This is a genomic window from Streptomyces sp. NPDC104106 (assembly GCF_055584345.1).
Genome location: NZ_JBVJMF010000041.1, coordinates 1 through 14667, shown reverse-complemented (window position 1 = coordinate 14667; position 14667 = coordinate 1). Strand labels below are relative to the sequence as shown.

At 75.1% G+C, this 14667-nt stretch carries 2 protein-coding genes; both read left to right on the top strand.

What is annotated here, in order from left to right:
* Window positions 1–191 precede the first annotated feature (191 nt).
* Window positions 192–13376: an SDR family NAD(P)-dependent oxidoreductase gene (locus tag ACZ60X_RS43590; RefSeq protein WP_469611354.1), complete on the top strand. Its 13185-nt coding sequence runs from the start codon at window positions 192–194 to the stop codon at window positions 13374–13376.
* On the top strand, window positions 13373–14667 hold a 1295-nt coding region (locus tag ACZ60X_RS43585; RefSeq protein WP_469611352.1), incomplete at its 3' end, for a type I polyketide synthase. The genes ACZ60X_RS43590 and ACZ60X_RS43585, both read left to right, overlap by 4 nt.

The following is a 14667-nucleotide window of genomic DNA, read 5'->3' as shown; positions in this document are numbered from 1 at the left end:
CCACCGTCATCCCCACCCTCCGCCGCAACCACGACACCCCCACCCAACTCACCACCGCCCTCACCCACGCCTGGACCCACAACACCCCCACCACCAAAAACAACAACACCACCACCACAACCCACCCCCACACCCCCCTACCCACCTATCCCTTCCAACACCAGCGCTACTGGGTCAGCCCGAGTGCCGGTGTGGTCGGGGCGGGGCAGGTCACCACCGGTCATCCGCTGGTCAGCGGTGCCGTGGAACAGCCCGACGAGCGGGGGCGGATCCTCACCGGCCAGATCTCCACGGCGTCCCAGCCCTGGCTGGCCGACCACGCCGTGCAGGACACCGTGCTGCTGCCGGGCACCGCGTTCCTCGACATGGCGCTGCACGCCGCCGAGGCACTCGGCCTGGCGGGGGTGGAGGAGTTGACGCTGGAGCACCCGCTCACCCTGCCGGACGGCGCCCCGGTGCACCTGCACGTCGCCACCACGCCCGAAGCTGACGGCCGGCACACCGTGACCGTGCACTCTCGTCCGGCGAGCGACCCGGACCACCCGTGGACCCGGCACGCGGTCGGTTCCGTGGGGGCGGGGACCGGATCGGAGCCACTCGCGCTCGACGGCGCCTGGCCGCCGCCCGGCGCGGAGCCCGTGGCGTTGGACGACTTCTACGGCCGGCTCGCCGACCTCGGCTACCTGTACGGGCCGGCCTTCCGCGGGCTGCGGGCCGCGTGGCGGGACGGCGACGTGCTCTACGCCGACATCCGGCTACCCGACGAGGCCGATCCGAGCGGTTTCGCCGTCCACCCCGCGCTGCTCGACGCCGCCCTGCACACCACGGCGATCGGCGCCGGTCTGGACCGGGCCGACACACCGATCCGGCTGCCGTTCTCCTGGGCCGGGGTGCGGCTGCACGCGACGGGAGCGAGCGCGCTGCGGGTCCGTACGGTGCTGGTCGACGACACCACGGCGGCGCTCGACATCTGCGACGGTACCGGCCGGCCCCTGATCACTATTCCGTCGCTGCGGCTGCGGGAGTTGGACCCGGCGCGGCTGGCCGGCCCGCACCCGCTGCACAACTCGGTCTTCCGCGTGGACTGGGTCCGCGCGGAGCAGCTCGGTGTCGCGGCGGGCCCGGCCGGGGAGTGGGCCGTGGTCGGGGACGGGACGTGCGTGCCGTTCGCCGGGCCGACCCACCACGCCACGCTGGGTGATCTCGTCGGGGCGATGGACTCCGGGGCCGCCGCTCCCGAGGTGGTCCTCCTGCCCTGCCCCTCGCCGGCGCCCGGCGCCGATCCGGCCGCGTCCGCGCACGACACCGTGCGGCACGTCCTGAGGATCGTGCAGGACTGGCTTGCCGAGGAGCGTTTCGCCGACTCGACGCTGGTCGTACTGACCCGTCGTGCGGTGGCCGTCCGTCCCGGTGACCCGATCGAGGATCTGCCGGGCTCGGCCCTGTGGGGCATGCTGCGCGCGGCCTGGTGGGAGGAGCCAGGCCGGTTCGCACTGGTCGACGTGGACGGCAGCGAGGCGTCCGGGGCGGCGCTGCGCCAGGCCGTCGGCCTCGGTGAGGTGCAGGTCGCCCTGCGCGAGGGTGCCTGCCTGCGTGCACGGCTGGTCGCCGTCCGGCCTGATGACGCTGCCCCCGGCTTCTTGTTCGATCCGGACGGCACTGTTCTGCTCACCGGCGGCACCGGGACGATCGGCGCGCATCTCGCCCGGCATCTGGTCACCACGCACGGTGTCCGGCACCTGCTGCTGACCAGCCGCAGCGGTCTGGGGGCGGCAGGTGCGCCGGAGCTGCGGGACGAGCTGGTCGCGGCCGGCGCCGAGGTGACGGTCGCCGCCTGCGACACCGCCGACCGGGATGCGCTGGCCGAGTTGCTCGCCGGCGTGCCGGACGCGCATCCGCTGACCGCGGTGGTGCACACCGCCGGTGTCCTGGAGGACGGCATGCTCCGCGCGCTCACCGGCGAGCAGGCCGACGCGGTGCTCCGGCCGAAGGCGGACGCGGCGTGGCACCTGCACACGCTGACCGAGGGGCTGGACCTGCGGTCGTTCGTCCTGTTCTCCTCGGCGGCGGGCATCATCGGCAACCCGGGGCAGTCGACGTACGCCGCGGCGAACACCTTCCTTGACGCACTGGCCGCCCATCGTCGCTCGCGCGGGCTGCCCGCGCACTCGCTGGCGTGGGGTCTGTGGGCGCAGACCAGTGCGATGACGGCCGGTCTGGACAGCGCCGGCATCGCGCGGCTGACCCGTAACGCGGCGGCGATCGGCACCGAGCAGGGCATGGCGCTGTTCGACGCGGCCCTCGCGGTGCCGGACCACACACCGCTGCTGCTGACCAGGATCCGCCCCACCACCATCGACGCCGCCGACGACACGGTCGCGCCGCTTCTGCGTACCCTGGCCAGGCCCGTGCTGCGCCGGGCGGCGGGCGGCGCCGCCGAGACCACCGCGGCCGGCGGGCTGGCCGAGCGGCTGCGTCCGCTGGACGCCGACGAACGCCGTGCGGCGCTGGTGGAACTGATCGGGGCTCACGTGGCCGCGGTACTGGGGCACGGCGGGCAGGGTTCGGTGGACGCCGCGCGCAGTTTCAAGGACATGGGCTTCGACTCCCTGACCGCCGTGGAGTTCCGCAACCGGATGAACACGGCGACCGGGCTGCGGTTGCCGGCAACGCTGGTCTTCGACCATCCGACCGTGGCCGCGCTCGCCGACCTGCTGGGGGCTCAGCTGCTGGACGGCGAGCCCGCGGGCACGGGCGCGGTGGCGGGCCGGGCCGCCGGGCCGGCCGTGGGCCGGCAGACGGACGAACCGATCGCGATCGTCGGCATGGCCTGCCGGTTCCCGGGCGGTGTCCGCACCCCGCAGGCGCTGTGGCGCCTGGTGGCCGACGGTGTGGACGCGGTCGGCGACTTCCCGGTCAACCGGGGCTGGGACATAGAGGAGCTGTACGACCCGGATCCCGACCGGCAGGGTAAGACCTACGCCCGGCAGGGCGGGTTCCTGTACGACGCCGACGAGTTCGACGCGGAGTTCTTCGGAGTCAGTCCGCGCGAGGCCCTGGCGATGGACCCGCAGCAGCGGCTGCTGCTGACCGTGACCTGGGAGGTGCTGGAGAACGCCACCGTCGATCCGGCGTCGCTGCGCGGAAGCTCCACCGGGGTGTTCATCGGGACGGCCGCGCAGGAGTACGGGCTGGGGGCCAGGCCGGCCGGCACCGATCCCGAGGGCTATCTGATCACGGGTTCGACCACGAGTGTCGCCTCGGGGCGCATCGCCTACACCTTCGGTCTGGAGGGGCCGGCGATGACCGTCGACACGGCGTGCTCCTCGTCGCTGGTGGCGCTGCACCTGGCCGCGCAGTCGCTGCGCAACGGTGAGTGCGATCTGGCGGTGGCGGGCGGTGCCGCGGTCATGGCGACGCCGACGCTGTTCGTCGAGTTCAGCCGGCAGCGCGGGCTCGCCCCGGACGGGCGCTGCAAGCCGTTCGCCGCCGCCGCGGACGGCACCGCGTGGGGCGAGGGCGTCGGCGTACTGCTGGTGGAGCGGCTGTCGGACGCCCGGCGCAACGGGCACCAGGTGCTGGCCGTCGTCCGCGGCTCCGCCGTCAACTCGGACGGCACCAGCAACGGGCTGACCGCTCCCAACGGTCCGTCGCAGCAGCGGGTGATCCGCCAAGCCCTGGCCAACGCCGGGCTCACGCCCGCCGATGTCCACGCCGTCGAGGCCCATGGCACCGGCACCCGACTGGGGGATCCGATCGAGGCGCAGGCGCTGCTGGCCACCTATGGGCAGGATCGGCCCGGCGACCGGCCGCTGTGGCTCGGCTCGGTCAAGTCCAACATCGGCCACACCCAGGCCGCGGCGGGTGTCGCCGGCATCATCAAGGCCGTTCAGGCGATGCGGCACGGTGTCCTGCCGCGGACGCTGCATGTGGACGAGCCGACGCCGCACGTCGACTGGGCGTCCGGCGCGTTGCGGGTGCTGACCGACGAGCGGCCCTGGCCAGGCGCCGACGGCCCACGCCGGTGCGCCGTCTCGGCGTTCGGCATCAGCGGAACCAACGCGCACGTCGTGCTGGAGTGGGATCCGGCGACCGTGGTGGAACCGGTGCGGGAGGCGGGCGACGGCGGGCCGGTGCCCTGGCTGCTGTCGGCCAGGACCGAGTCCGCGCTGGCCGCGCAGGCGCGCCGGCTCGCCGCGCATCTCGCGGAGCACGACGAACTGCGGCCGGCCGACGTGGGCGCGGCGCTGGCGGTCCGGGCCGCTGGGCACGAGTACCGCGCGGCCGTGACGGGCGGCACCCGCGAGGAGTTCCACTCCGCTCTGGAGGCCGTCGCGCACGGCGACGGTGCGGCCGTGGCGGTGCGAGCGGGTGCCGGGACGGGCAGGACGGCGTTCCTGTTCTCCGGGCAGGGCGGCCAGCGGCCCGGGATGGGCCGGGAGCTGTACCGGCGGTTCGCCGTGTTCGCCGCCGAACTCGACCGGGTCTGCGACCGGTTGGACACGTATCTGGAGGTGCCGCTGCGCTCGGTGATGTTCGCTGAGGCGGGCACCGAGCCGGCCGCTCTGCTGGACGAGACCCGGTTCGGGCAGCCGGCGGTCTTCGCCCTGCAGGTGGCGCTGTTCCGCCTCGTCGAGTCGTGGGGCGTGCGGCCCGACGCGCTGCTCGGGCACTCCGTCGGTGAGATCGCCGCCGCGCACATCGCCGGGGTCCTCGACCTCGCCGACGCCTGCGAACTGGTCGCCGAGCGCGGGCGGCTGATGCAGTCGGTGCCGGCACGCGGTGCGATGGTCACGATCCGGGCGAGCGAGGAGGAGGTCGCGCGGTCGCTGGCGGGCCTCACGGACTCGGTCGCGATCGCGGCGGTCAACGCCGCGGAGTCGACGGTGGTCTCCGGCGACGAGCAGGCCGTGGAACAGGTCGCGGCCCGGTGGGCGGAGCGCGGTCGCAAGACGACCCGGCTGCGGGTCAGCCACGCGTTCCACTCGCCGCACATGGACGGTGTCCTCGGCGAGTTCCGCGCGGTGGCCGGACGGCTCGCCTTCCAGGAGCCCACGCTGCCGGTCGTCTCCGGTCTGACCGGGCGGCGGGCCGACGCGGCGGAGCTGTGCGATCCGGGGTACTGGACGCGCCAGCTGCGGCACGCCGTACGCTTCCACGACGGGATGCGTACGCTGCGCGACCTGGGTGCCACCACGTTCCTGGAGATCGGTCCGGACGCGGCGCTGACGGCTCTGGCGGCCGGCGACGACACGGGCCACCGGATCGCGCTGCTGCGCCGGGACCGCCCGGAGCCGGCGACGCTGGTGGCGGCCGTGGCCGACGCCGCGCTGCGCGGGGCCCAGGTCGACTGGCGGGCGTTCTTCGCCCCGCTGGACCCGCGGCCGGTGCCGCTGCCCAACTACCCCTTCGAGGGCCGACGCTTCTGGCTCTCGTCCCCGGCGGTGCCCGCCCTGGCCGGGGATTCCGGCGGGCGCGGGCTGCTGTCGATGGCGACCTCCCTGTCGGACACCGGCGGGTGGCTGCTGAGCGGGCGGGTGTCACGCGGCACCCAGTCGTGGCTCGCCGAGCACACCGTGAACGGCGTGGCACTGGTGCCGGGCACGGTCTTCCTCGACCTGGCCGCGCACGCGAGCAGGATCACCGGGTGCGCCCGGATCGAGGAACTCGCCGTCGAGGCGCCCCTGGTGCTGCCGGAGAGCGGGGCGGTGGACATCCAGGTGATGGTGTCCGCACCGGACCCGCGGGGCACCCGCTCGCTGACTGTCAGCTCGCGCGTCCACGCGGCCCGCGAGGAGGGCGGCGAGCGGCCCTGGACCAGGCACGCCTCCGGGGTGCTGGGCGATCAGCCGGCCGCGCCGTTCGGGGACTTCCCCGCGGCATGGCCGCCGCCGGGCGCCGAGCCGATCGACCTCGACGGGCTGTACGACGCGCTGGCCGACGCCGGCGTGGGCTACGGTCCCGCCTTCCAGGGGCTCCGGGCGGCGTGGCGGGACGGTACGACGGTCTACACCGAGGCCGACGCGCCCGACGCCGACGCCACCGACGCCCAGGCCTCCGAGGCGGGCGGCGGCCCGGCGGGCCCGCACCCGGCGATGCTCGACGCGGCCATGCACGCGATGGCGAGCAGCCACCCGTCGCTGCACTCGGGCGGTGAGGTCCTGCTGCCGTACTCCTGGCACGGTGTCGATGTGCACGCCCGTGCCGCCGCCTCGATCCGCAGCAGGCTGACGCGTACCGGGCCGGACACCCTGGCCCTGGCCGTCACCGACGCCGACGGGAATCCCGTGCTGGCGGTGGAGGCGCTGCGGGTACGTCCGGTGGCGCTCGGCGCCGTCGGGGCCCGGCGGCACGAGGCCTACCGGCTCGGCTGGTCCCCGGTCGCCCGTCCCGGTGCGGCGGCCGGGCCCGTTCCGGTCGCCCTGCCGGTGGCGGCGTCCGCAACGGGCGGGCCCCAGGAGGTGCGGGCCACCGTGGCCCCGGTGCTGGACGCGGTGCTGCGGTGGGCGGCCGAGGAGGACTCGGGGCGGTCCCCGCTGGTCATCGTCACCCGAGGCGCCGTCGCCGCCGGGTCCGGTTCCCGGCCCACGGACCCGGCGGGCGCCGCCGTGTGGGGTCTGGTGCGCAGCGCGCAGGCCGAACACCCCGGCCGGTTCGTACTGCTGGACCTCGACGGCGACGGTGAAGGGCAGCTCGCGGACGACACCCTCGCTGCGGCGGTCGCCCTCGACGAGCCCCAACTGGCCCTGCGTCAGGGGCGCTTGTGGGCACCCCGGGTGACCGCGGCAGCGCTGACCGCGCCCGTCGGCCTCCCGCTCGCCCCGGAGGGAACCGTCCTGGTCACCGGCGGCACCGGCGCGCTGGGCGCGCTCGTCGCCCGGCACCTGGTCACCCGGCACGGCGCCCGGCACCTGTTGCTCGTCAGCCGCCGGGGCGCCGACGCGCCGGGGGCGCGGGAGCTGCGGGCGGAACTGACCGGACACGGCGCCGAGGTGACCGTCGCGGCCTGCGACACCGCCGACCGCGCGGCGCTCGCCGCCCTGCTCGCCGGCATCCCGGACGCGCATCCGCTCACGGCGGTGGTCCACACCGCCGGGGTGCTCGCCGACGCGGCGCTGGAGAACCAGGGACCCGACCGGCTCGACGCCGTGCTGCGGCCCAAGGCCGACGCCGCATGGCACCTGCACGAACTGACCGCCGACGCCGGTCTCGCGGCCTTCGTGCTGTTCTCCTCGGTCGCGGGCACGCTGGGCACACCGGGGCAGGCCAACTACGCCGCCGCCAACGCCTACCTGGACGCCCTCGCCCAGCTCCGCCGGGCCCAGGGACTGACCGCCACCAGTGTCGTGTGGGGGCCGTGGGCCGACGCGGCCGGTATGGCCGCCGACGAGCAGCGGGTGCGCCAGGCCGCCCTGGTGCCGCTGTCCGCGGCGGCGAACCTCGACCTGCTGGACGCCGCGATCACCGCGGACGAGCCGGTGCCGCTCGTCCTGCGCTTCGACCGCGCCGCCCTGCGTGCGCAGGAGGCGGCGCAGCTCGCGCCGGTGCTCCGCGAGCTGGCGGGCGCGCCGGCCCGCCGCCGGGGCGAGCGGACCCCGCTGCTGCGGCGGTTGCAGGGCCTCGGCAGGGCACAGCGGGAGCAGGTGCTGCTGACCGCGGTGCGGGAGACCGTCGCGGCGGTACTGGGGCATGACGGCACCGACCGCATCGCCGCGGAACGGGAGTTCGGCGAGCTGGGATTCGACTCGCTGACCGGTATCGACCTGCGCAACCGGCTCTCCACCGCCACCGGACTGCGCCTGCCGGCCACGCTCGTCTTCGACTACCCCACCCCGGCGGCGCTGGCCGGGTACCTCGGCACCGAGCTGCTGGAGCCGCGGGAGGCGCAGCCGGTCCCGGCGCGGACCAGCGCGCCGGCGGCGGACGAGCCGATCGCGATCATCGGGATGGCCTGCCGGTTCCCCGGCGAGGTCCGTTCCCCCGAGGACCTTTGGCACCTCGTCAGCGAGGGGGCCGACGCGATCGGGCCGTTCCCCGTCAACCGTGACTGGAACGTCGAGGACCTCTTCGACCCGGCGCCCGAGCGGCACGGGAAGTCCTACACCCGCCAGGGCGGCTTCCTGTACGACGCCGACCTGTTCGACCCGCACTTCTTCGGGATGAGCCCGCGCGACGCGATGGCCACCGACCCCCAGCAGCGGCTGCTGCTGGAGACCGGCTGGGAGGTACTGGAACGCGCCGGCATCGATCCGGCGGCCCTGCGCGGCAGCCGTACGGGCGTCTTCACCGGGGTCATGTACAGCGACTACGGCGCCCGGCTGGCGTACACGCCGGTCGAGGAGTACGAGGGGTACCTCGGCACCGGCAGCGCGGGCAGCATCGCCTCCGGCCGGGTCGCCTACACCTTCGGTTTCGAGGGTCCGGCGATCACGGTGGACACGGCCTGCTCGTCGTCGCTGGTCAGCCTGCACCTGGCCGTACGGGCCCTGCGCAACGGCGAGTGTGACCTGGCGCTCGCCGGCGGCGTGACCGTCATGGCGACCCCGGCGCCCTTCGTCGAGTTCAGCCGGCAGCGCGGCCTCGCCCCGGACGGACGGTGCAAGGCGTTCGGTGCTGCGGCCGACGGAGTCGCCTGGGCCGAAGGAGTGGGACAGCTGCTGGTCGAACGGCTCTCGGACGCCCGTCGCAACGGTCACCAGGTGCTGGCGGTGGTCCGCGGCTCGGCCGTCAATCAGGACGGCGCCAGCAACGGGCTCACCGCGCCCAACGGCCCCTCCCAGCAGCGGGTGATCCGGCAGGCGCTGGACGACGCCGGTGTGCGGCCGGCCGACGTCGACGCGGTGGAGGCTCACGGCACGGGCACACCCCTGGGCGACCCGATCGAGGCGCAGGCGCTGATGGCCGTCTACGGTCAGGACCGGCCCGACGGCCGGCCGCTGTGGCTCGGCTCGGTCAAGTCCAACATCGGTCACGCCCAGGCCGCCGCCGGTGTCGCCGGTGTCATCAAGATGGTCGAGGCCCTGCGCCGGGGTCGGCTGCCGCGCACGCTGCACGCCGACACGCCGTCCCCGCACGTCGACTGGTCGGCGGGCGGCGTCGCGCTGCTGCAGCAGGACCAGGCCTGGCCCGACCACGAGGGCCCGCGCCGCGCCGGAGTGTCCGCGTTCGGTATCAGCGGCACCAACGCCCACGTCATCCTGGAGGCACCGGACACCGAGGCCGTCGTACCCGAGCAGACCGGGCAGGAACGCGTCGGGGACGCCGGGCAGGAGCGGACCGGGGAGGCCGGGGCCGCCCCGGTGGTGCCCTGGCTGCTGTCGGCCCGCACGGACGCGGCACTCGGCGAACAGGCGGCGCGATTGCGCGACTTCGTCCTGGAACACCCGGAACACGCTCCCGCCGACCTGGCCCGTGCGCTGGGCACCCGGTCGGTTCTCGAACGGGGTGCCGCCGTGGTCGGGCGGACCCGCCAGGACCTGCTGGCGGGGCTGGAGACGCTGGCCGCGGGCCGCGGCGCACCGCACGTCCTGCGCGGCGGCCCCGGGGAGCGCGGGGCGACCGCCTTCCTGTTCTCCGGTCAGGGCTCCCAGCGGGCCCGGATGGGCAGCGGTCTGTACGCGGCCCACCCCGAGTTCCGGCGTGCGCTGGACGAGGTGTACGAGCACTTCGACGGGCTGCTGGACCGGCCGTTGCGCGAGCTGATGTTCGCGCCCGCCGGGACCGCCGAGGAGGACCTGCTCCACGAGACCCGCTACACGCAGCCCGCGCTGTTCGCCCTGGAAGTGGCCCTGTACCGGCTGCTGCAGGGCTGGGGCGTCGTGCCCGACTTCCTGCTGGGTCACTCGGTCGGCGAACTGGCCGCCGCGCATGTCGCGGGCGTGCTGTCCCTGCCGGACGCCTGCGCGCTCATCGCGGCGCGTGGCAGGCTGATGCACGCGGTGGCCGGAACCGGCGCGATGGTGGCGATCGGCGCAGGTGCGGACGACGTGCGCGCCTCGCTGGCCGGCTGGGAGGACAAGGTCGGCATCGCCGCCGTCAACGGGCCGGCGGGCACCGTGGTCTCCGGCGACGAGGTCGCCGTCATGTCCGTCGTCGACGAGTGGGCCGCACGTGGCGCCAGGACCAAGCGCCTGCTGGTCAGCCACGCCTTCCACTCGCCGCTGATGAGGCCGGTGACGGACGCCTTCCGCCGGGTCGCCGAGGGGCTGCGCTACGCGGAGCCCGCCATCCCGCTGGTGTCCACCGTCACCGGGACCGTCGTGGAGCCCGGCACGATGGCGTCGGCCGGCTACTGGGTCGACCAGGTGCTGCGACCGGTGCTGTTCGCGGACGGCATCGCGACCCTGCACGCCGCCGGGGTGCGCGGCTACCTCGAACTCGGCTCCGACGCGCTCGCCTCCCTCACCCCGGACTGCCTGCCCGACCAGGACCCCCGGCCGCTGGTCGCCGCCCTGCTCCGCAAGGACCGGCCCGAACCGGAGTCGGTGACCGCCGCGCTGGCCCACGCCCGGCTGCACGGCGTACCGGTGAACCTGGCGGCGGTGCTGCCGGGCGCCCGTCCGATCCCGGGGCTGCCCACGTACCCGTTCCAGCGGGAGCGGTTCTGGCTCTCCCGGCCCGCCGGCTCCGGTGACCCGGCGGGTCTCGGCCTGGACCGCACGACCCACCCCTTCCTCGGCGCCGGGACCGAACTGCCGGACGGCGGCCTGCTGTTCACCGGCCGGATCTCCGCGCAGACCCAGCACTGGCTCGCCGACCACACCCTCCACGGCACCCCGGTCCTCCCCGGCAGCGCGCTGGTGGAGCTGGCCCTGTACGCGGGCGGGCGGTCCGCTTGCGACCGGGTCGACGAATTCGACCTGGCCGCTCCGCTCGTCCTCCCCGAGACCGGGGCCGTGCACCTGCAGGTGGTCACCGGCGCGCCCGACGCGGACGGGCGACGCGCCGTCACCGTACGCTCGCGCGGGGCCGGTTCGGCCGACGAGGCCTGGACCGCCCACGGGCAGGGCATCCTGGGCCGCGCCGCAGCCGACCGGCCGGCGGCAGCGGCGGGCGCGTGGCCTCCGCCGGGCGCGCGGCCCGCCGACACCACCGAGATCTACCAGCGGCTCGCCGGCCTCGGTCTCGGCTACGGCCCCGCCTTCCGCGGCCTGCGGGCGGTGTGGCGGGACGGTGACGAGGTGCTGGCCGAGGTACGGCTGCCCGGCACGCCGACGCCCGGCTTCGCCATCCACCCCGCCCTGCTGGACGCGGCGCTGCACACCTTGGCGTACGCCCACACCGGGGTGGACCCGGCCGCCGGTGCTCCGGTGCCGTTCTCCTGGTCGGGCGTCAGCGTGCCCGGCGCCCCCACGGACACGCTGCGGGTCCGGCTGACCCGGGCGGACAGCGGCTTCACGCTGCGGCTGACCGACGAACAGGGCGGCGTGGTCGCCCTGATCGACTCGCTGTCGGTGCGGAACCTGGCCCCCGACCGGCTCACGGCGGCACCGGACGAGCAGGACCGGGCGAGGTTCACCGTCTCGTGGACCGAGGTCGCGCTCCCGGCACCCGCGGACGGCCAGGACGCCGCTCCGGTCGCCGGGCTGGACGAGATAGCGCCGGACGCCGTACCCGTGCCGGAGCTGCTGCTGGTGGACTGCTCGCGGGGCCCCGACACCGGCGCCGACCCGGCCGAGCAGGCCCGTCAGGCGACCGGACAAGCGCTCGGCGCCGTCCAGGCGTTCCTCGCCGAGGACCGGTTCACCGGCTCCCGGCTGGGCGTGGTGACCCGGTCGGCGGTGGCCGCTGTGCCCGGCGACACCGTCGACGATCTCGCGGGCGCGGCGGTCGGCGGGCTGGTCCGCTCCGCGCAGACCGAGAACCCGGATCGTATCGTCCTGGTCGACACCGACGGCACCGAGGCGTCCGGGCGAGCCGTGCGCGCCGCGCTGCTCGCCGGTGAACCGTGGCTCGCGCTGCGGGACGGGCGGGCGTACGCCGCCCGGCTGACCCGCATCGGTACCGAGGAGGCCGGCGCCTCGCGCGTCACCGCGACCGGTGCCGCGTTCGCTCCCGAGGGGACGGTCCTGGTCACCGGCGGCACGGGGGCGCTCGGCGCCCTGGTCGCCCGGCACCTGGTCACCGAGCACGGCGTACGCCACCTGCTGCTCACCAGCCGCAGCGGCCTCGCCGCGGCGGGCGCGGAGGAGCTGCTGGCGGAGCTGTCCGACCTCGGCGCCCGGGCGACCGCGGCGGCCTGCGACGTCGGCGACCGCGCCGCGCTGGCAGAACTGCTCGCCTCGATCCCCGACGCTCACCCCCTCACGGGGGTGGTCCACGCCGCGGGTGTCCTGGACGACGCGACGGTCTCCGGCCTGACCGCCGACCGGATCGCCGGCGTCCTGCGGCCCAAGGCGGACGCGGCCTGGCATCTGCACCGGCTCACGGAGGACCTGGACCTCGCGCACTTCGTGCTGTTCTCCTCCGCCTCGGGCGTCCTCGGCGGGGCGGGACAGGGCAACTACGCGGCGGCCAACGCGTTCCTCGACGCGCTCGCGGGGCACCGGCGCGACCGCGGCCTGGCCGCCACCTCCCTCGCCTGGGGAATGTGGACGACGGACGGCACCATGACCCGGGGTCTCGGCTCGGCCGACCGGGCCAGGATCGACCGCGGCGGGATGCTGCCCATCGACGCACGGCAGGGCCTGGCCCTGTTCGACGCCGCTCTGCGATCCGACCGCGCGACGTCCACGCTCACCCGGCTCGACCTGCCCACCCTGCGGGCGCAGGCCGAGGCCGGCACGCTGCCCGCGATCCTGCGCACCCTGGTCGGTACGCCGCGTCAGCGCCGTGACACCGGGGACGGGCCGTCGCTGCCACAGCGGCTCGCCGGCCGGACCGAGGCCGAACAGACCGAACTGCTGCTGGAGTTCCTCCGCCAGGAGATCTCGGTCGTCCTCGGGCACGCCGGAGCGGGCACGGTCGAGCTCAATCGAGGCTTCCTGGAGCTCGGCCTGGACTCCCTCACCGCGATAGAGCTCCGCAACCGGCTGAGCGACGCGGCAGGCCGCCGGCTGCCGGCCACCACACTGTTCGACTACCCGACACCGCGCAAACTCGCCGCGCGCCTGCGTGAGTTGCTGGCGCCGGCCGGGACGTCGCCCGCCACCGACGGCAGTGGTACGGCCGATGTACCGGACGCGGTGCTCCGGAAGATCATCGCGTCCGTCCCGCCGGAGCGTCTGCGCGCGGCGGGGCTGCTGGACGCCGTCCTCGGCCTCGCCGACGACGCCGGCCGGCCCGGCAGCGCACCGCCGGAGGACGAGGAGCAGGACCTGCTCGACGCGGATGTCGAGGACCTCGTCCGCATCGCCCTCACCGACCCCGACTCGTGACCGCCCAAGAACAGACGGAGCCGACGATGAACATGCCTGCCGAGAAGGTGGTCGAAGCGCTACGCACGTCGCTGGTGGAGAACAAGCGCCTACGACGTGAGCTGCAACTGCGGATCGATGCGGCGACCGAACCGATCGCCATCGTGGGGATGGCCTGCCGCTACCCCGGCGGCGTGCGCTCACCGGAGGAGCTGTGGCATCTCGTCGCCTCCGGCACCGACGCCATCGGCCCCTTCCCGCGCGACCGTGGTTGGGACGTGGAGGCGCTGTACGACCCCGATCCGGACGCGCCCGGCAGGTCGTACGTGCGCGAGGGCGGGTTCCTCGACGGCGCCGCGGACTTCGACGCCGCGTTCTTCGGGATCAGTCCGCGCGAGGCCCTGGCGACGGACCCGCAGCAGCGGCTGCTGCTGGAGACGAGCTGGGAGGCGTTCGAGGACGCGGGGCTCGATCCCGAGGCCTTCCGCGGCAGCCGCACCGGCGTCTTCACCGGCGTCATGTACGGCGACTACGCCGCACGTCTGCGCCGGATGCCGGAGGGCCTGGAGGGTCAGGTGGTCACCGGCAGCGCGGGAAGCGTGGCGTCCGGCCGGCTCTCCTACACCTTCGGCTTCGAGGGTCCGGCCGTCACCCTGGACACGGCGTGCTCGTCGTCGCTGGTGGCGCTGCACCTGGCCGCCCAGTCGCTGCGCAACGGCGAGTGCGACCTGGCCCTCGCGGGCGGTGTCACGGTCATGGCGACGCCCGTGGCGTTCACCGGATTCAGCCGTCAGCGCGGCCTCGCACCGGACGGGCGGTCGAAGCCGTTCGCCGCGGCGGCCGACGGGGTGGTCTGGAGCGAGGGGGTGGGCTTGCTGCTGGTGGAGCGGTTGTCGGACGCGCGCCGCAACGGGCACCACGTCCTCGCCGTCGTGCGCGGCTCCGCCGTCAACCAGGACGGCACCTCCAGCCAGCTGTCGGCCCCCAACGGTCCCTCGCAGCAACGGGTGATCCGCCAGGCCCTGGCCAACGCCGGTCTCGCCCCCGCCGACGTCGACCTGCTCGAGGCCCACGGCACCGGCACCAAACTGGGCGACCCCATCGAAGCCCAGGCACTGCTCGCCACCTACGGCCAGGACCGACCCCACGACCAACCCCTCTGGCTCGGCTCCATCAAATCCAACATCGGCCACACCCAAGCCGCCGCCGGCGTCGCCGGCATCATCAAAGCCGTCCAGGCCATGCGCCACGGCATCATGCCCCGCACCCTCCACCTCGACCAACCCACCCCCCACGTCGACTGGAACACCGG